This window comes from Amycolatopsis sp. VC5-11, from assembly GCF_037034185.1.
Lineage (GTDB): Bacteria > Actinomycetota > Actinomycetes > Mycobacteriales > Pseudonocardiaceae > Amycolatopsis > Amycolatopsis nivea.
The window spans coordinates 205,057-221,116 of sequence record NZ_JBAGKF010000009.1 but is presented as its reverse complement, the minus strand read 5'-3'; the positions used below and the strand labels follow the sequence as shown (position 1 = coordinate 221,116).

The following is a 16,060-nucleotide window of genomic DNA, read 5'->3' as shown; positions in this document are numbered from 1 at the left end:
TCCGGGGACAGCGGGTCGGCATCGAGTATCCCTGCCGGGCGCGCGCGGGCCACCTCGTACCCTGGTGTCCATGTTGAACCGCACCGACCTGCGCGGGCAGGTCCCCTCCGCTGCCGAGCTCCGTGCCGCGCTTCCGCGCGCCGAGTACGACGTGGACGCGGCGCTGCATCAGGTCCGGCCGGTGGTCGAGGCGGTGCGGGACCGCGGGGTCGAGGCGGTCCTCGAGTTCACCGAGCGGTTCGACAAGGTGCGCCCGGGGACGGTCCGGGTGCCCGCCGAAGAGCTGTCCAAGGCGCTGTCCGAGCTGGACCCGCAGGTCCGCGCCGCGCTGGAGGAGTCCATCAAGCGCGCCCGGAAGGTGCACTCCGACCAGCGCCGCCAGGACGTCACGACCCAGGTCGTGCCCGGCGGCACGGTCACCGAGCGCTGGGTGCCGGTCGACCGCGTCGGCCTGTACGCGCCGGGCGGGCTGGCGGTGTACCCGTCGACCGTGGTGATGAACGTCGTCCCGGCGCAGCTGGCCGGCGTGCGCTCGCTGGTCGTGTGCTCGCCGCCGCAGGCCGCGTTCGGCGGGCGGCCGCACCCGACGATCCTGGCCGCGGCCGCGCTGCTCGGCGTGGACGAGGTGTGGGCGGTCGGCGGCGCGCAGGCGGTCGCGCTGGTCGCCTACGGCGGCGTCGACACCGACGGCGCCGAACTGGCCCCGGTGGACATCGTCACCGGTCCCGGCAACATCTTCCTCACCGCGGCCAAACGCCTGGTCCGCGGCGTGATCGGGATCGATTCCGAGGCCGGCCCGACCGAGATCGCGATCCTCGCCGACGAGACGGCCGACCCGGCGCACGTCGCCGCCGACCTGATCAGCCAGGCCGAGCACGACCCGCTCGCTGCGAGCGTCCTGGTGACCACATCCGAGAAGCTGGCCGACGCGGTCGAGGCGGAACTGGCCGCCCGCGTCCCCGCGACGAAGCACTCCGAGCGGGTCGGCCAGGCGCTGGGCGGCAAGCAGTCCGGCGTCATCCTGGTGTCCACTGTGGACGACGGACTGCGCGTCGTGGACGCGTATGCCGCCGAGCACCTGGAAATCCAGACCGCGAACGCCCGCGAAGTGGCCGCACGGGTGCGCAACGCCGGAGCGATTTTCGTCGGCGCGTACGCCCCGGTTTCGCTGGGCGACTACTGCGCGGGCTCGAACCACGTGCTGCCCACCGGCGGGTTCGCGCGGCATTCCTCGGGCCTGTCGGTGCAGAGCTTCCTGAAGGGGATCCACGTCGTGGACTACTCGGAGGACGCCCTGCGCGAGATCGCTCCCCGCGTCGTCGCGCTCGCGGACGCCGAAGACCTGCCCGCGCACGGCGAAGCCGTCACCGCACGTTTCGAAGGAGACGGCCGATGAACGAAGCCACTCCCGGCGGCGAGGTCACCCTCGCCGAACTCCCGCTGCGCGAGGACCTGCGGGGCCGCACCCCGTACGGCGCGCCGCAGCTGGACGTCCCGATCCGGCTCAACACCAACGAAAACCCGTACCCGCCGCCGCCCGAACTGGTCGACGACGTCGCCGAGGCCGTGCGCGCCGAAGCCGCGTCGCTGCACCGGTACCCGGACCGCGACGCGGTGGCGCTGCGCACCGATCTGGCGGACTACCTCACCGTGTCCACCCGGGTCGTGCTGTCCGAGGCGAACGTGTGGGCGGCGAACGGGTCGAACGAGATCCTGCAGCAGATCCTGCAGGCGTTCGGCGGCCCCGGCCGCACCGCGCTGGGCTTCGAGCCGTCGTACTCGATGCACCCGATCATCGCGACCGGCACGCGTACCGACTGGCTGCCGGTGCCGCGCCGCGCGGACTTTTCGCTCGACACCGAGCAGGCCGCCCGAGCGGTCGCCGAGCGGAAGCCGGACATCGTCTTCGTGACCAGCCCGAACAACCCCACCGGCGGGTCGATCCCGCTGGACCAGCTGCGCGGCGTGCTCGACGCGGCCCCGGGGATCGTCGTGGTGGACGAGGCGTACGCGGAGTTTTCGTCGCAGGCCAGCGCGATCGAGCTGATCGCGGAGTACCCGGCGAAGCTGATCGTGTCGCGCACGATGAGCAAGGCGTTCGCCTTCGCCGGCGGACGGCTGGGCTACCTCGCCGCCGCACCGGCCATCGTGGACGCCCTGCAGCTGGTCCGCTTGCCGTACCACCTTTCCAAGGTCACCCAGGCGGCCGCCCGTGCCGCCCTCCGGCACGCCGACGCCACCCTCGCGTCGGTGCACCGGCTCTCCGCCGAACGCGACCGCGTCGTGGAAGCCTTGCTGGGCTTGGGATTCACCCCGGTGCCGAGCGACGCCAACTTCGTCCTCTTCGGACAGTTCAGCGACGCGCCGGCCAGCTGGCAGTCCTATTTGGACCACGGCGTGCTGATCCGGGACGTGGGCATCGAAGGCCACCTGCGGGTGACCGTCGGCACCCCGGAAGAGAACGACGCTTTCCTCGAAGCGAGTAAGGAAGTCAAGCGATGAGCCGCGTCGGCAAGGTGGAGCGCACCACCAAGGAATCGTCCATCCTGGTCCAGCTGGACCTCGACGGGACCGGCCAGGTGGAGATCGCCACCGGCGTGCCGTTCTACGACCACATGCTCACCGCCTTCGGCGTGCACGGCTCGCTGGACCTGAAGGTCGAAGCGACCGGCGACGTCCACATCGACGCGCACCACACCGTCGAGGACACCGCGATCGTGCTCGGCCAGGCACTGCGCCAGGCCCTCGGGGACAAGAGCGGCATCCGCCGTTTCGGCGACGCGTGGATCCCGATGGACGAAACCCTCGCCCACGCCGCGATCGACGTCTCCGGCCGCCCGTACTGCGTGCACGTCGGAGAGCCGGAGCAGTTCAACACCTTCACGATCGGCAACAACTACCCGTTCGTCCTGACCCGGCACGTCTTCGACTCGCTGGCGTTCCACGCGCAGATCGCCCTGCACGTCCGCGTCATCCACGGCCGCGACCCGCACCACATCGCGGAAGCGGAGTACAAGGCCGTGGCGAGGGCACTGCGGGCGGCCACGGAACCGGACCCGCGCGCCGGGGGGATTCCGTCCACGAAGGGCGTGCTTTAACGGCTACGAACGTGCGCGGCGTTGCTGCTGGACGCCGCGCACGGTGGCCGCGACGGGAATGCGGCCCGCATCGAGCAGGAGAAGCGGGAATCGACCTCGCGATATTCAGGTCGGTAATTCGCGGGGAAGCTCGCTCCAGCGGACCGGCACCGCGCACTCGGTTCTCGTTCTGACCGCTCACACGCGGAACACCGTCCGCGGAGCGGCATAAGCCACCGGCCCGGGAAAGTGTTCGGCGGCAAGGCGAACCGCGTCGCGGGCGGTGACCGTGTGGCCGAGATGCGTGAGCACCAGCCGTGCGGCTCCGGCAGCCGCGTGGCCCGCTTCCGCCGGAGTCAGGTGTTCCGCGGACGGCTCGATGCTGTCCGCTTCGCACAGGAACAGATCCGTCCCCTTCGCCAGCTCCGAGAGCGCCGAGCACGGCCCGGTGTCCCCGGAGTACGCGAAAGTCCGCTCTCCGTCAGTGATCCGCACCCCGAACGCCGGGAACCCGTGCGACACGGCCACCGTCTCGAGGCGCAGCCCGCCGACTTGGGTCCGATGTCCGTCGTGGAGTTCCCGGACGGCGAACGCCTCCTCGATCGGCGCGCGGCCGGTGTTGCTCAGGAACGCGGAGATCCGCGCCGCCGTCCCCGGCGGGCCGTAGAGCGGGATCGGCCGCCGCGGGTGGAGATCCGCGAACAACAGTGCGTACACCGCCGGTAACAGATCCGCGACGTGGTCCGCGTGCAGATGCGAGATCCAGATCGCGTCCAGCTCGGCCGGCGAGACGTGTTCCTGCAGGGCAGCGAGGGTGCCGGGCCCGGCGTCGAGCCAGATCGCGGTGTCCTCGTGGCGCACCAGGTACCCGGAGCACGGAGCGTCCGGGCGCGGGTACGGCGTCGCGCTGCCCAGTACCGTCACGGTGAAAGCCATGTGGCACGCTAACCCCTGTGAGCAAAGAACTGATCGCGGTCCTGCTGCTGGCCCTCGGCGGCTTCCTGGCCGGCGGGGTCTACTCGCTGTGGAAGACCGCGAAGTTCTTCGCCGTGGTGCTGGGCATCGCGGCAGTGCTGGCGATCGGCGGGGCCATCGCCTGGCTGGTCAGCTGACCACTCCGGGATCTTCCCGCTTCCGACGCACGCTTCCCGCACTGTTGACGCGGGTCTGCTCGCCGACGCGGGCCTGCTCGCCGACGCGGGCTTGGTCGCCGACGCGGACTTGGCTGCTGACGCGGGCTTGCTTGCCGACGTGGACCTGGTCGCCGACGCGGGCTTGGTCGCCGACGCGGGCTTGGTCGCCGACGCGGGCTTGGTCGCCGACGCGGACTTGGCTGCTGACGCGGGCTTGCTCGCCGACGTGGACCTGCTCGCCGACACGGGCCTGCTTGCCTATGCGGACTTGGCCGCCGACGCGGACCCTCTCGCGCAAGTGCGGGCCCGCACCTGCCCTGTGCCGCCCAGCAATCGATGCGGACCTTCGCGCCTCCCGAGACTTGCCCAGGCAGCTAACGCGAGCCCTTCCACAGCAGCCCGTGGTTCGCGACGGCTAACGCGGCCCTTGTCGCTCGTGGCGCCCGCCCAGCAACGAAACGCGGACTTCCCCTCCCACCGCATGCCTCCCACAGCTAGCGCACGCCCCTCACGGCAAGCGCGTAACTCGCGGCGACGAGCGCGGTCCCACGCCGCTCCTGAAGCACGCCTTTCCGGCAACGAACGCGAATCTCCCCACGCCTAGCGCGTGACTCCTGTCAACCAAAGCCCTCCCCAAGCATCCCGCGACTAGGCCGCCAACGGCTGATAAATGCACTCAGCCAGCGTCGCGTGCTTCTTCCACCCCAACGTCTCGTACAACGCCCGCCTCGCATCCGTCGCCCCGAGCACGCCCAGCACCGCTCCGTCCGCGACCGCGCGGTCGGCGAGCGAGCGCATCACGAACCCGCCCAGTCCGCGGCGCCGGTGGGCCTCCTCGGTCACCACCCGGTCCACAACAACCGCGTCGCCGACAGTCGCCATCTGGCCCTTCGCTGCCTGCTCGCCCGTCGCGTCCAGCACGCGGAGGAACGTGACGGTGCCGCTGACCTCCACCGTCACCGTGTAGCCCTCCGGCGCGACCGGGTTCGTCGCCAGCAGATCCGTCGCCATCAGGTGGCCGGTTTCTTCCCACGCCACTATCCAGCCATCCGGCATCCACGGCTCGATCGTTTCCGGCTCGGCAGGCGTTTTCAGCCACGTCCGAGGTTCGCTGACCGCGCCCGCAGCAGCGCGGACCAGCGATTCCTCCGCCTCGGGCAGGACGTGCCTGCCCACTTCCGCGGGATTGTCCGGCACCTCGACGAAAAGCCCCCATGGCTTCTCGACCGGCGTCGGCGTCTGCCGTGACAACGCCCATCCCGCGACCCAAGTCCGTACCGTGTCCTCGATCATGAAACCAGGGTACGAACCACCACCGACAAAAACTCAGACTCGAGTCAGCTCGCGTTCGTCGTCGCCGCGGGTGCCGAGTTCGCGGACGAGGCCTTCGCCTTCGACGTCGACGTTCGGCAGGATCCGGTCGAGCCACTTGGGCAGCCACCACGCGCCGCGGCCGAGCAGGGACATCACCGCGGGCACGATGGTCATCCGGATCACGAACGCGTCCACCAGCACGCCGAAGGCCAGCGCGAACCCGATCGACTGGATCAGCGTCGACTCGGCCAGGACGAACCCGGCGAACACCGAGATCATGATCAGCGCGGCCGCCACGACGACCCGCGCGCCGTGCCGGAACCCGGTCACCATCGCTTCCTGCGGCTCGGCCCCGTGCACGTGTTCCTCGCGCATCCGGGTCACCAGGAACACCTGGTAGTCCATCGCGAGCCCGAACAGGACGCCGATCAGCAGGATCGGCAGCATGCTCATGATCGGGCCGGTCGAGGCGACGCCGAGCAGGTCGGTCAGCCAGCCCCACTGGAACACCGCGACCACCGCGCCGAACGTCGCGACCACCGAGCTCAGGAACCCGAGCGTCGCCTTCAACGGCACCACGACCGACCGGAACACCAGCATCAGCAACAGGAACGCCAGCCCGACGATCAGCGCGAGGTAGGGCAGCATCGCGTCCGACAGCTTCTGCGACACGTCGATGTTGGCCGCGGTCTGGCCGGTCACCGCGAGGCTGCCGCCGGTGTTTTCCTGCAACGGCGCGGATTGCGCGCGGATCGCGGACACGAGGTCCTCGGTCTGCGTGCTGCTCGGGCCGCTCTTCGGGATCACCGTGAGCACCGCGGTGTCCCCGGCCGGGTTGACCCGGGGCGGCGTCACCGCGGCGACGTCCGGCAGCTTGCCGATGTCCGCCGCGGCCTGCTTCAACGCGGCCGGATTGTGGTTCGGGCCGGTGTCGACGACGACCAGCAGCGGTCCGTTCGCGCCCTCGCCGAAGCCCTTGCTGACCAGGTCGTAGGCCTTGCGCTGGGTGGTGTCCGGCGCGGCGGTGGAGTCGTTGGGCAGGCCGAGCTGCATGCTCAGTGCGGGAACCGCGACCACGGCCAGCCCGACCAGCGCGGTCAGCAGGACCGGAACCCGGTGCCGCGCAACGAAACGTGCCCAGCGCTCGCCATGCGTCGGGCCTTCGGTACGGCGGCGCACGCGGATCTTGCTGCTGGCGACCCGGGCACCGGCGAAGCCGAGCACGGCGGGCAGCAGCGTCAACGCGATCAGCACCGCGATCACGACGGTCGCCGCCGCGGCGACGCCCATCTGGCCGAGGAACGGAATACCGACGACGGTCAGCCCGGCGAGCGCGATGATCACCGTCAGCCCGGCGAACACCACGGCGGAACCAGCGGTGCCAACGGCTCGGCCGGCGGCTTCCTCGGGTTCGCGGCCCTCGGCCAGTTCGTGCCGGTAACGGGAGACGATGAACAGCGCGTAGTCGATGCCCACCGCGAGCCCGATCATCAACGCCAGCACCGGAGTGTTGGAGTTCAGCTCCATCGAACCGGACGCCAGCATGATGCCCGCCATCCCGACCCCGACCCCGATCAACGCGGTCAGCAACGGAATCCCGGCGGCCAGCAGCGAACCGAACGTGATGATCAGGACGACCGCCGCGACCGCGACGCCGAGCCCTTCGGTGGCCCCGGTCGCCGGGATGCCCTGCACCGCGTCGCCGCCGTACTCGACCTGATATCCCAGCTGCTTCGCGTGATCACCGGTCGCCAGCAGCGCGGACCGGTCGGAATCGCTGAGCTCGAAACCCTTGACCTGGTAGCTCACTTGCGCGAGCGCGACCCGGCCGTCGGGGGACACCGACTTCGCCTGGAACGGGTCGACCACCGCGGCCACCTTCGGCGCGGACTTCAGCTTGCCCACCACCGACTCGACGGCCGCCTGCCCCGCCGGGTCGGTGACCTTGTGCCCCTCCGGCGCGGCGATCGCCACGCGCGCGGTGCCGCCGCCCGCCGCGGCCTGCGGGAAGTGCTCGGCCAGCCGGTCGATCGCCTGCTGGGATTCGGTGCCGGGGATGGTCACCGAATCGGACAGCTTGCCCGACAGCGTGAGCGCGCCCGCGCCCACCGCCGCGAGGACAAGCGCCCAGACCGCCGCCACGAGGACCCGGCGGCGGAACGACAGCCTGCCGAGCCGGTACAGGAAGGGTGCCACGAGTCGTCTCCGTTTCGCGCCCGAAGCGGGCTCTCCGCACTGGGAATCGCCCTTTCGAAGCTAGCCGTTCGGCAAGGGGCTGCCAAGCCGATCGGCTAGGATGTGACTAGCCGCACGGCAAGTTTCGGACTAGTCGCCCGGCAAGTACGATGATGTGCTGCGGAGCAGCGCACTCCGCTTGACGAGGAGGGCGCGATGACGACCGTCGAACCGGTCGCGGACACCCGGACCAGGCTGCTCGCCACTGCGCTGCGGCTGTTCTCGGAGCACGGCGTGGAGGGCACGTCGCTGCAGATGATCGCCGACGAGCTGGGCGTCACCAAGGCCGCGGTGTACTACCACTTCAAGACGAAGTCGGAAATCACCGAGGCGGTCGCGGAACCGGGCATCCGGGAACTGGACGAACTGGTCGTCGAGGCGGCGAAGCACCGCCGCCACGGCGCGCGCGTGGACCATCTGCTGGACGGTTTCGTCGATCTCGTCGTGCGGCACCGGGTGCTGGTCGCGCTGTTCTCCAGCGACCCGGGCATCGACGCGGCGCTCGCGAAATCGCGGCACGGCGTCGAAGGGTTCAAACAGGCGCTGATCTCGATCGTGGCCGGGGAGCCGGAGCCGGACGTGACCGCTCGCGTGACGGCGATCGTGGCGTTCACCGGCATCGCGATGGCGGGCGGCGCGCCCGATCTGGCCGAGGTCGACGACGAAACGCTGCGCCAGGAGTTGGTCGGAGTGGGGCGGCGGCTGCTGGGCAGGCCGCGTCGCCGGGTCTGCTGAGACCGCTTCTCAACTGTTGAGAATCCTGTTGCAGTATCTGGGACGAGGCTCCTAACCTCGAAGCATGTCTTCGGATAGCGCTTACGGGCAGGGGCACGCGGAAAGCGTTGTACGGTCGCAAGTTTGGCGAACCGTCGACAATTCGGCCGCCTACCTCGCACCGGAGTTGCTTCCCGGGTGCAGCGTGCTGGACGTCGGCTGCGGGCCCGGGACGATCACGGTGGATCTCGCCCGCCGGGTGGCTCCGGGCGAGGTCGTCGGCATCGACGTGTCGGAATCCGTTCTGGAGCAGGCGCGGGCGCACGCGCGGAGCGAAGGCGTGTCCAATGTCCGGTTCGAGCGCGCCGACATCACCGCGGCCCCGGCGGTCGGCCGGTTCGACGTCGTGCACGCGCACCAAGTGCTGCTGCACCTGACCGAACCGGTGGAAGCGCTGCGGCACATGCTGGCGCTGGCGAAACCCGGCGGTGTGGTCGCCGCGCGCGACACCGACTACGCCGCGGCGTTCTGGTGGCCGGCGGATACGCGGCTGGACCGCTGGCTCGAGGTGTACCGCGCGGTCGCGCACGGCAACGGTGCCGAGCCGGACGCGGGACGGCGATTGCTGGCCTGGGCGCACGCCGCGGGCGCTCGCGACGTGAAGCCGAGCGCCTCGATCTGGTGTCATTCCACGCCCGAGGAACGCGCGTGGTGGGGCGGCATGTGGGCGGAACGGATCCTGGATTCCAAGATTGCCGAACAAGCCGTGGCGGGCGGACACGCGTCCGCGGAAGACCTCCGCGAGATCTCCGCCGCGTGGCGTGCGTGGGCGGCCGATCCGGACGGCTGGTTCTCGATCCCGCACGGGGAAATCCTGTGCCGGGTCGGCGAAGCCGGCTGAACCGCGGGAGCGCTCACGCACCTCCGCAACGTCCGCCCCCGGGAAACTCGCCGAGGCGGTCGGTTACGGCAGCCGGGAGTCCTTCAGCGCTTCAGCCGCGCGCAGTTCCTCGGCCGTCAACTGATCCGCGGGAACCCGGACGACAGAGCGGAAACGGCGGCACACCGGGCAGCGCTGCAGCCGCCGGTCGCCGAGCCGGATCGCCTTGAATGACACCAACGGCAGCCAGATCGTGGAGAAATAATGGCCTTCGCTGCACTGGACGATCGTGTAGTCCGGCATGGCCACCTCCTCGGGCGCGACCCGTTCAGTATGCGCTACTCGGGCGCCGTCAGAAACTCCGCCGGAACCGCCGAAGTCAGCCACACCCCGTTGTCGCTCACCTGAAACACGTGCCCGCGCGCGGCCATTTCCCCGGCCGCCACCGTGAGCACGACCGGTTTCCCGTGCCGCGATCCGACCTTCCGCGCCGTCTCGCGGGTCGCCGACAAATGCACCGCGTGCCGCTTCATCGGGCGCAATCCCTCCGCCTGGATCGAGGGCAGGAACCGCGTCGCCGTGCCGTGGAAGAGGATTTCCGGCGGCGGCGCGTCCGCCAGTTCCAGATCCACCCGGACGCTGTGTCCCTGGCTGGCGCGGATCAACGTGCCCGTCTCGTCGAAGGCGAACCGCTGTTTGGCGCAGTTCGCGACGACCTCGTCCAGCTCCGCGCGGCTCACCGGGAACCGATTTCGGGCCAGTGCCGCGAGGAGCTCGTCGACCGGAACCCAGCCGCCAGGGGAGAGGGTGAGGCCGAGTCCGCCGGGGTCGTGGCGCAGGTGCCGGGACAGCCGTTTGGACACCCGGGTTCGATTTTTCTCGTTCATCTCTGCCCGCAGTAACCCACACCGAAGCACTGGCGCGCAACGGAATTCAGATGCCGCCCTCCAGCACCGGACGAAGCTTGCTGGCCCCGGGCCCGAACCGGGAAAGCTCGTCGTCCGCGTTGTACAGGCCGCAGCTGCGCAGCGACAGGCATCCGCAGCCGACGCATCCGGTCAGCCGGTCCCGCAGCCGCTGGAGCGCGTCGATCCGGGCGTCGAGTTCGGTCTGCCATTCGCGCGACAGCCGGGCCCAGTCCGCCTTCGTCGGCGCGTGGTCGGCGGGGAGCGTCTCCAACGCCGCGCTGATGTCCTCCAGCGACAACCCGACCCGTTGCGCGGCGCGGATGAACGCGATCCTCCGCAGCACCGAACGCGCGTAGCGGCGCTGGTTGCCCGCCGAGCGCTCGGACGTGATCAGGCCGCGCTCCTCGTAGAAGCGCAGTGCCGTGTGCGGGACCCCGCTGCGTTCCGCGACCTGGCCGATGCTCAGCTTGTCCGCCAACCTCGTCATTAGTCCAGGTTAGCGCTTGACCTTCAGTTTGGTCGAGGTTGCATGGTCGGGACCATGACCACGACGACGCACGAGCCGGGCTACGCGGACCTGCCCCGGCTGATCTCGCTGATGACCGGCGACGACAAACACCACGCGGCCGCGGAGTCCACAATGGACGTCCTGTGGGTGCTGTTCGACCGGGTCCTCGACCTCGGCCCGGACACCGCCCGGCAGCCGGGCCGCGACCGGTTCCTGCTGTCCAAGGGGCACGGCCCGATGGCGTACTACGCGGTGCTCGTCGCGAAAGGCTGGCTGGACGAGGACGAACTCGCCGGCTGGAGTTCGGCGCGTTCGCGGCTCGGCCACCATCCCGACCGCGTCCGCGCGCCCGGCGTCGAAATCTCCAGCGGTTCGCTCGGGCACGGCCTGCCGATCGCCGTCGGCACCGCGCTCGGCCTGCGCGCCCGCCGGTTCCGCTCGCGCATCGTCACGCTGGTCGGCGACGCCGAACTCGACGAGGGCTCCAACCACGAGGCGATCGTCGTCGCCGCACGGCTCGGGCTCGACAAGCTGACCACGGTGGTCGTGGACAACCAATCCTCGACGCACGGCTGGCCAGGCGGCATCGCGCGCCGTTTCGAAACCGAGGGCTGGGCCGTGCGCACGGTCTCCGGCCGCGACCACGAAGCGCTGTACGACGCGTTCACCACCCCTCATCCCGGACGGCCGCTCGCGGTCGTCGCCGTCGTGGAACCGAAAGGCGCGCACTGATGCCGAACATGCGGGACACCTTCCTGACCACCGCCGAGGAAATCGTCAACCGCGACCAGGACGTGGCGATCGTCCTCGCCGACATCTCGGCCGCGTCGCTCGCCGAGGCCGCGCGACGGCATCCGGACCGGGTGATCAACGTCGGGATCCGCGAGCAGTTGCTCGTGAGCACCGGCGCCGGCCTCGCGCTCGCCGGGCTCCGGCCGATCGTGCACACCTTCAACGCGTTCCTCGTGGAGCGCGCGTTCGAGCAGATCAAACTGGACCTCAGCCACCAGGACCTCGGCGCGGTGCTGGTTTCGTACGGCGCTTCCTACGACATGCCGATGGAAGGCCGCACGCACCAGGCTCCCGGCGACGTCGCGCTGATCGATTCCCTGCCCGGCTGGTACGTGCACGTACCCGGGCATCCCGAGGAGGCGCGGCGGCTGCTGCTCGACTCGGTGCCCGGGGACAGCCGGACGTACCTGCGGCTGTCCGCGCAGGAGAACTCCGAGCCGCACCTCGGCGTCGGGCTCCAGACGATCCGCCAGGGCACGCGCGGCGTGGTGATCGCGGTCGGGCCGATGCTGGACCGGGTGCTGGAGGCGGCCGAGGGCATGGACGTGACGGTGCTCTACACCTCGACGGTGCGCCCGTTCGATGCCGAAGGACTGCGTGCCGCGATGCCGGAGGTGGCTGATGTGGCGCTGGTGGAGCCGTACCTGAAGGGAACCTCCGCGCATTGCGTCGCCGACGCGCTCGCGGACCGGCCGCACCGGCTGCTGAACCTCGGCACCCGCCGGGACGCCGAGGTGCGGATTTACGGCACGCTCGCCGACCACGATCTCGTGCACGGGCTCGACGCGGGTTCGATCGCGTTGTCCCTCAAGGAATTCTTCACCGGATGAGGAGAGACCCCGGCAACGGGCAACCGCCCGCAGTCACCAGCCGCTGTCGGCGCGCCGCACGGGGTTCACCGTGCGCGCGGTCGACCGGCGCGCGAGGTCGATCTCCGCGCGGGTCTTCTGCAGCGGGATGGTCAGCTCCCTGAACTGCGGGAACGGCACGCTGTCGATGTCTTCCCGCCATGCTTGGAACATCCGGCAGAGCAGATCGGACTCGGACATTTCGTCCTCTTTCCGGGTCCGGGGGCACCGGCGGCGCCCGCACATAGCCCAGTGGGTACCCGTTCGGGGCGAGAACGAAACGGGCTCGGAACGAAATTGTCCGGGAGGCTAGGCTCGGGGCGTGTCTCGTGTGGTGATCCTCGATTACGGCTCCGGAAACCTCCGCTCCGCCGAACGCGCCGTCGCGCGCGCGGGCGCCGACGTGGAAGTCACCGCGGACCCGCATGCCGCGCTCGAAGCCGACGGCCTCGTGGTGCCCGGCGTCGGCGCGTTCTCGGCGTGCATGAGCGGGCTGCTGGGCGTGCACGGGCACCGGATCATCGGCAAGCGGCTGGCGGGCGGACGCCCGGTGCTGGGCATCTGCGTCGGCATGCAGATCCTGTTCTCGCGCGGCGTCGAGCACGGCGAGGAGACCGAGGGCACCGGCGAATGGCCGGGCACGGTCGAGCGGCTGCACGCCGACGTGCTCCCGCACATGGGCTGGAACACCGTCCGCGCGCCCGCCGATTCGCAGCTGTTCGCCGGGATCGACCCGGACGAGCGGTTCTATTTCGTGCACTCCTACGCGGCGCGGAAGTGGGAACTGGACTCCGGCCTCGCCGGGCAGCAGCCCAAGGTGACCTGGGCGAACCACGGCGAGGACTTCGTCGCGGCGGTGGAGAACGGACCGCTGTGGGCCACCCAGTTCCACCCGGAGAAGTCCGGGGACGCGGGGGCGCAGCTGCTGCGCAACTGGCTGGGCACGCTGGCCTAGCCAGGAGTTTCCGTCAGGAGGCGACTGTGCCGCCGCTCACTTCGCCGGTCCGTGGCGTGCGCCGCATCGCCAGGTCGCCGAGGCCGTCCGGCCGCGCGGATATCCCCCGGAAGGTGCGCCCGGCCGCGCCGCTTAGGCTGTGCGCGTGACTTTCACGCTCCTTCCCGCAGTTGATGTTGCCGACGGCCAGGCGGTCCGACTCGTCCAGGGCGAGGCGGGCACCGAGACCTCCTACGGCAGCCCGCTCGAGGCGGCGCTGCAGTGGCAGCGCGACGGCGCCGAGTGGATCCATCTCGTGGACCTCGACGCGGCCTTCGGCAAGGGCAGCAACCGCGAACTGCTCGCCGACGTCGTCAAGCGGCTCGACGTGCAGGTGGAGCTGTCCGGCGGCATCCGCGACGACGCGTCGCTCGAGGCGGCGCTCGCCACCGGCGCGCGCCGGGTCAACCTCGGCACCGCCGCGCTCGAGGACCCGGACTGGACGGCGAAGGTCGTCTCCGAATACGGCGACCGCGTCGCGATCGGCCTCGACGTGCGGATCACCGAGGCCGGGCACCGGCTGTCCGCGCGCGGCTGGACGTCCGACGGCGGCGACCTGTGGGAGGTCCTGGAGCGGCTCGACCGCGACGGGGCCAGCCGGTACGTCGTCACCGACGTGAGCAAGGACGGCACCCTGCGCGGCCCGAACCTGGACCTGCTGCGCGAGGTCACCGCCCGCACCGACGCCCCGGTGATCGCCTCCGGCGGAGTGTCCAGTGTGGACGATCTGCGGGCGCTCGCCGGGCTGGCGTCGGACGGCGTCGAAGGCTCGATCGTCGGGAAGGCGCTGTACGCGGGCGCTTTCACTCTCCCGGAAGCCCTCGCCGCGGTCCGCTGACCGCGGGAATCGTCGGCGAGCACCGGAAATCACGCCGGAATCGCGGCCCGGTCGAGCGCGAGCTGCCCGGCCGGGCGCATCCGGCCCTCCTGCCGGAGCAGCTCGGCCCGGGCGAGATTTCGCGGCGACCACGGGCTTTTCGGCCGTCGCGGCGTGTACCGCTGGGTGTAGGTCGAGTCGTCGCGGCGGCGGGTCAGGCCGTCGATCCAGCCGTAGCAGAGCGCTTCTCGCAGCGCCTGCTCGTAGGTGAGGCCGGGCGCGCCCTTCTTCGCCAGCACCACCCAGACTTCGGTGGCGGAATCGTGGTGCTCGGCCAGCCAGTTCCGCCACGCCGCGGCGTCGGCGAAGATCGTCATGCCCGCACCAGCGTTTCGCGGACCGAGACGTAGTGCGGGTTGTACATCAGGCCGAGGACGTTGCCCCACGGGTCGATCACTGACGCGGTGATGAACCCGGTGCCGCGGTCGCGCGGGGCGTCGTGGACCTTCGCGCCCATCGCGATGACCCGCTCCAGCGTTGCGGGGACGTCCTCGACGTGCCAGAACACGACCGCGCCGGCAGGCTGTCCGACGGTGGCGAGATCGGCGGTCCGGGACAGTTCGCTGGTGGCGTACGAGCTGTGGATGATGCCGAATTCGTGCTGGTAATCGCCGATGCGCCACTCCAGGTACGCCGGGGTGTCCATGTATGGCGCGACGCCGAAAAGGTCGGTGTACCAGCGCTTCGCCGCGTCGAAGTCGGGGGAGTAGAAGGTGACGGTGCTGAGTCCTCGAAGCATCTCTGAGTCCTTGTCTGCTCGGTTGTGGGACTAGCTTCTCCGCCAAAGTGCTCATCTTCTGAGCACTTTTAGGGAGAGAATCCCAACCATGCGCGCTGACCGTCTCGTCGCTGCCGTCCTGCTGCTTCAGGCCCGCGGCCGGGTGACCGCTGCCGAACTGGCCGAGGACCTGGAGATCTCCGTGGCCACGGCCCGCCGCGACCTGGAGGCGTTGTCGGCGGCCGGGATCCCGGTCTATCCGCAGCCCGGACGCGGCGGCGGATGGTCGCTGGTCGGCGGGGCGCGCACCGACCTCAGCGGGCTGACCGCGGCCGAGTCCCAGGCGTTGTTCTTGATGCTGGGACCGGCGGCGTCCGGCGGTCCGGAACTGTCGTCCGCGCTGCGCAAGCTTGTCCGCGCGCTGCCCGCGACGTTCCGGGCCGACGCCGAAGCTGCCGCGCGGGCTGTCGTGTCCGATCCGACGGGGTGGGGCGAGCGGGATCGCGAACCGCCCGCGCTCGTTCAATCCCTCCAGCAGGCGGTGGTGCAGCGGCGCAAGGTGCGGTTCGACTACAGCGGCAAGGACCGCTTAGTGGATCCGTACGGCCTCGCCGACAAGGACGGCGTCTGGTATCTCATCGCCGGAACCCCTGCGGGACAGCGGACTTTCCGCGTCGACCGGATGTCGGCGGCGACGACTACAGACCTGCCTTCGCAGCGGCCGGATGACTTCGATCTCCGCGAACAGTGGGCCAGGGTTGTGGAGGAGATGGAGCAACGGCGTTCGCTCGTGTCGGCCACGGTGCTGATCGACGCGCGGTACTTGTCCGTGCTGCGGTCACATTTCGGGCGGCATTGCGAGGTGCTCGGGGAGCAGGACGGCCGGGTACGCGTGAAGGTGGCGGCGCACTGGGTGCGTTCGATCGCGGAGCAACTGGCCGGATGGGGAGACCTGGTCGAGGTGGTGGAACCGGACTCGGTGCGCGCCGAACTCGCCCGCATCGGCCGCGAGCTGACCGCCCGTTACGGCGGCTGAACGATTACCCGCGAGGTAATCGACTC

General features: G+C 70.4%; 21 protein-coding genes. 11 read left to right on the top strand and 10 right to left on the bottom strand.

The annotated features are described in order from the left end of the window. Positions 1-70 precede the first annotated feature (70 nt). Genes hisD through hisB form a run of 3 tightly spaced genes read left to right on the top strand, consistent with a single transcriptional unit; the run spans position 71 to position 3,098 of the window. Positions 71-1,396, top strand: a complete 1,326-nt coding sequence (gene hisD / locus WA670_RS26500) for a histidinol dehydrogenase (protein ID WP_336159196.1) — start codon at positions 71-73, stop codon at positions 1,394-1,396. Then, positions 1,393-2,502 carry a histidinol-phosphate transaminase gene (locus tag WA670_RS26495; protein WP_336159195.1) on the top strand — a complete coding sequence of 370 codons (1,110 nt, stop codon included), beginning with the start codon at positions 1,393-1,395 and terminating at the stop codon, positions 2,500-2,502. Before hisD ends, WA670_RS26495 begins: the two co-directional genes overlap by 4 nt. Next, positions 2,499-3,098 (top strand): imidazoleglycerol-phosphate dehydratase HisB, encoded by a 600-nt coding sequence (hisB, locus tag WA670_RS26490; RefSeq protein WP_037367102.1) that lies wholly within the window; start codon positions 2,499-2,501, stop codon positions 3,096-3,098. Before WA670_RS26495 ends, hisB begins: the two co-directional genes overlap by 4 nt. Positions 3,099-3,275: 177 nt before the next feature. Here hisB and WA670_RS26485 read toward each other — a convergent pair whose 3' ends face one another. Beyond that, positions 3,276-4,013 carry an MBL fold metallo-hydrolase gene (locus WA670_RS26485; RefSeq protein WP_037809620.1) on the bottom strand — a complete coding sequence of 246 codons (738 nt, stop codon included), beginning with the start codon at positions 4,011-4,013 and terminating at the stop codon, positions 3,276-3,278. Positions 4,014-4,030: 17 nt separating this feature from the next. Between WA670_RS26485 and WA670_RS26480 the strand changes: the two genes are divergently transcribed. Further along, complete coding sequence (locus WA670_RS26480; RefSeq protein WP_162836028.1) at positions 4,031-4,189, top strand: hypothetical protein; 159 nt, start codon at positions 4,031-4,033, stop codon at positions 4,187-4,189. On the opposite strand, the gene WA670_RS26475 is transcribed toward WA670_RS26480, so the two are convergent. From WA670_RS26475 to WA670_RS26465, 3 genes are all read right to left on the bottom strand, one after another. Beyond that, entirely contained in the window at positions 4,182-4,508 is a 327-nt protein-coding gene (locus WA670_RS26475; protein ID WP_336159194.1) for a hypothetical protein, read from the bottom strand. The genes WA670_RS26480 and WA670_RS26475 overlap by 8 nt on opposite strands. 350 nt (positions 4,509-4,858) lie before the next feature. Then, positions 4,859-5,503, bottom strand: a complete 645-nt coding sequence (locus WA670_RS26470) for a GNAT family N-acetyltransferase (protein ID WP_336159193.1) — start codon at positions 5,501-5,503, stop codon at positions 4,859-4,861. Between the two features lie 33 nt (positions 5,504-5,536). Next, positions 5,537-7,720, bottom strand: a complete 2,184-nt coding sequence (locus WA670_RS26465) for an MMPL family transporter (protein ID WP_336159192.1) — start codon at positions 7,718-7,720, stop codon at positions 5,537-5,539. Positions 7,721-7,915: 195 nt separating this feature from the next. Between WA670_RS26465 and WA670_RS26460 the strand changes: the two genes are divergently transcribed. Continuing rightward, entirely contained in the window at positions 7,916-8,494 is a 579-nt protein-coding gene (locus WA670_RS26460) for a TetR/AcrR family transcriptional regulator (protein WP_037809627.1), read from the top strand. A 64-nt stretch (positions 8,495-8,558) separates the two neighbouring features. Further along, a complete protein-coding gene (locus tag WA670_RS26455) occupies positions 8,559-9,374 on the top strand; it encodes a class I SAM-dependent methyltransferase (RefSeq protein ID WP_238607671.1) in 816 nt (271 codons plus the stop codon). A 63-nt stretch (positions 9,375-9,437) separates the two neighbouring features. Here WA670_RS26455 and WA670_RS26450 read toward each other — a convergent pair whose 3' ends face one another. From WA670_RS26450 to soxR, 3 genes are read right to left on the bottom strand one after another with little or no spacing between them, the layout of a single operon-like run. Then, positions 9,438-9,656, bottom strand: coding sequence for a hypothetical protein (locus WA670_RS26450; RefSeq protein WP_037809631.1), 219 nt, complete (start codon positions 9,654-9,656; stop codon positions 9,438-9,440). A gap of 35 nt (positions 9,657-9,691) precedes the next feature. Then, complete coding sequence (locus WA670_RS26445; RefSeq protein ID WP_336159190.1) at positions 9,692-10,240, bottom strand: RNA 2'-phosphotransferase; 549 nt, start codon at positions 10,238-10,240, stop codon at positions 9,692-9,694. 46 nt (positions 10,241-10,286) lie between these two features. Next, positions 10,287-10,748, bottom strand: a complete 462-nt coding sequence (soxR, locus tag WA670_RS26440) for a redox-sensitive transcriptional activator SoxR (protein ID WP_037809633.1) — start codon at positions 10,746-10,748, stop codon at positions 10,287-10,289. A gap of 54 nt (positions 10,749-10,802) precedes the next feature. On the opposite strand from soxR, the gene WA670_RS26435 reads away from it, so the two are divergent. Together WA670_RS26435 and WA670_RS26430 are read left to right on the top strand one after the other, a co-directional pair. Further along, positions 10,803-11,501: a thiamine pyrophosphate-dependent enzyme gene (locus WA670_RS26435; protein ID WP_037810078.1), complete on the top strand. Its 699-nt coding sequence runs from the start codon at positions 10,803-10,805 to the stop codon at positions 11,499-11,501. Further along, positions 11,501-12,391 (top strand): transketolase family protein, encoded by an 891-nt coding sequence (locus WA670_RS26430; RefSeq protein ID WP_134730369.1) that lies wholly within the window; start codon positions 11,501-11,503, stop codon positions 12,389-12,391. The genes WA670_RS26435 and WA670_RS26430 overlap by 1 nt, the downstream gene beginning before the upstream one ends. 33 nt (positions 12,392-12,424) lie before the next feature. On the opposite strand, the gene WA670_RS26425 is transcribed toward WA670_RS26430, so the two are convergent. After that, on the bottom strand, positions 12,425-12,610 hold the full coding sequence (locus tag WA670_RS26425) for a hypothetical protein (protein ID WP_037809637.1): 186 nt from the start codon (positions 12,608-12,610) through the stop codon (positions 12,425-12,427). 130 nt (positions 12,611-12,740) lie between these two features. Between WA670_RS26425 and hisH the strand changes: the two genes are divergently transcribed. Together hisH and priA are read left to right on the top strand one after the other, a co-directional pair. Further along, complete coding sequence (gene hisH / locus WA670_RS26420; RefSeq protein WP_134730385.1) at positions 12,741-13,364, top strand: imidazole glycerol phosphate synthase subunit HisH; 624 nt, start codon at positions 12,741-12,743, stop codon at positions 13,362-13,364. Positions 13,365-13,509: 145 nt separating this feature from the next. Beyond that, on the top strand, positions 13,510-14,241 hold the full coding sequence (priA, locus tag WA670_RS26415) for a bifunctional 1-(5-phosphoribosyl)-5-((5-phosphoribosylamino)methylideneamino)imidazole-4-carboxamide isomerase/phosphoribosylanthranilate isomerase PriA (RefSeq protein ID WP_037370068.1): 732 nt from the start codon (positions 13,510-13,512) through the stop codon (positions 14,239-14,241). Positions 14,242-14,270: 29 nt separating this feature from the next. On the opposite strand, the gene WA670_RS26410 is transcribed toward priA, so the two are convergent. Both WA670_RS26410 and WA670_RS26405 read right to left on the bottom strand, forming a co-directional pair. Further along, positions 14,271-14,597 (bottom strand): YdeI/OmpD-associated family protein, encoded by a 327-nt coding sequence (locus WA670_RS26410; RefSeq protein WP_238607666.1) that lies wholly within the window; start codon positions 14,595-14,597, stop codon positions 14,271-14,273. After that, complete coding sequence (locus WA670_RS26405; protein WP_336159188.1) at positions 14,594-15,019, bottom strand: VOC family protein; 426 nt, start codon at positions 15,017-15,019, stop codon at positions 14,594-14,596. Before WA670_RS26405 ends, WA670_RS26410 begins: the two co-directional genes overlap by 4 nt. Before the next feature lie 88 nt (positions 15,020-15,107). Here WA670_RS26405 and WA670_RS26400 point away from each other — a divergent pair, with 88 nt between their 5' ends. After that, positions 15,108-16,034 (top strand): helix-turn-helix transcriptional regulator, encoded by a 927-nt coding sequence (locus WA670_RS26400; RefSeq protein ID WP_336159187.1) that lies wholly within the window; start codon positions 15,108-15,110, stop codon positions 16,032-16,034. The last annotated feature ends 26 nt before the right edge of the window (positions 16,035-16,060 follow it).

What these genes read in the sequence shown, in the direction of transcription:
- WA670_RS26485 (WP_037809620.1), bottom strand. Translation starts at nt 4,013, where the DNA reads ATGGCTTTCACCGTGACGGTACTGGGCAGCGCGACGCCGTACCCGCGC.
- WA670_RS26495 (WP_336159195.1), top strand. Translation starts at nt 1,393, where the DNA reads ATGAACGAAGCCACTCCCGGCGGCGAGGTCACCCTCGCCGAACTCCCG.
- WA670_RS26470 (WP_336159193.1), bottom strand. Translation starts at nt 5,503, where the DNA reads ATGATCGAGGACACGGTACGGACTTGGGTCGCGGGATGGGCGTTGTCA.
- WA670_RS26445 (WP_336159190.1), bottom strand. Translation starts at nt 10,240, where the DNA reads ATGAACGAGAAAAATCGAACCCGGGTGTCCAAACGGCTGTCCCGGCAC.
- WA670_RS26435 (WP_037810078.1), top strand. Translation starts at nt 10,803, where the DNA reads ATGACCACGACGACGCACGAGCCGGGCTACGCGGACCTGCCCCGGCTG.
- WA670_RS26425 (WP_037809637.1), bottom strand. Translation starts at nt 12,610, where the DNA reads ATGTCCGAGTCCGATCTGCTCTGCCGGATGTTCCAAGCATGGCGGGAA.
- WA670_RS26400 (WP_336159187.1), top strand. Translation starts at nt 15,108, where the DNA reads ATGCGCGCTGACCGTCTCGTCGCTGCCGTCCTGCTGCTTCAGGCCCGC.
- soxR (WP_037809633.1), bottom strand. Translation starts at nt 10,748, where the DNA reads ATGACGAGGTTGGCGGACAAGCTGAGCATCGGCCAGGTCGCGGAACGC.
- WA670_RS26405 (WP_336159188.1), bottom strand. Translation starts at nt 15,019, where the DNA reads ATGCTTCGAGGACTCAGCACCGTCACCTTCTACTCCCCCGACTTCGAC.
- WA670_RS26430 (WP_134730369.1), top strand. Translation starts at nt 11,501, where the DNA reads ATGCCGAACATGCGGGACACCTTCCTGACCACCGCCGAGGAAATCGTC.
- WA670_RS26455 (WP_238607671.1), top strand. Translation starts at nt 8,559, where the DNA reads ATGTCTTCGGATAGCGCTTACGGGCAGGGGCACGCGGAAAGCGTTGTA.
- WA670_RS26410 (WP_238607666.1), bottom strand. Translation starts at nt 14,597, where the DNA reads ATGACGATCTTCGCCGACGCCGCGGCGTGGCGGAACTGGCTGGCCGAG.
- WA670_RS26460 (WP_037809627.1), top strand. Translation starts at nt 7,916, where the DNA reads ATGACGACCGTCGAACCGGTCGCGGACACCCGGACCAGGCTGCTCGCC.
- hisB (WP_037367102.1), top strand. Translation starts at nt 2,499, where the DNA reads ATGAGCCGCGTCGGCAAGGTGGAGCGCACCACCAAGGAATCGTCCATC.
- WA670_RS26450 (WP_037809631.1), bottom strand. Translation starts at nt 9,656, where the DNA reads ATGCCGGACTACACGATCGTCCAGTGCAGCGAAGGCCATTATTTCTCC.
- hisD (WP_336159196.1), top strand. Translation starts at nt 71, where the DNA reads ATGTTGAACCGCACCGACCTGCGCGGGCAGGTCCCCTCCGCTGCCGAG.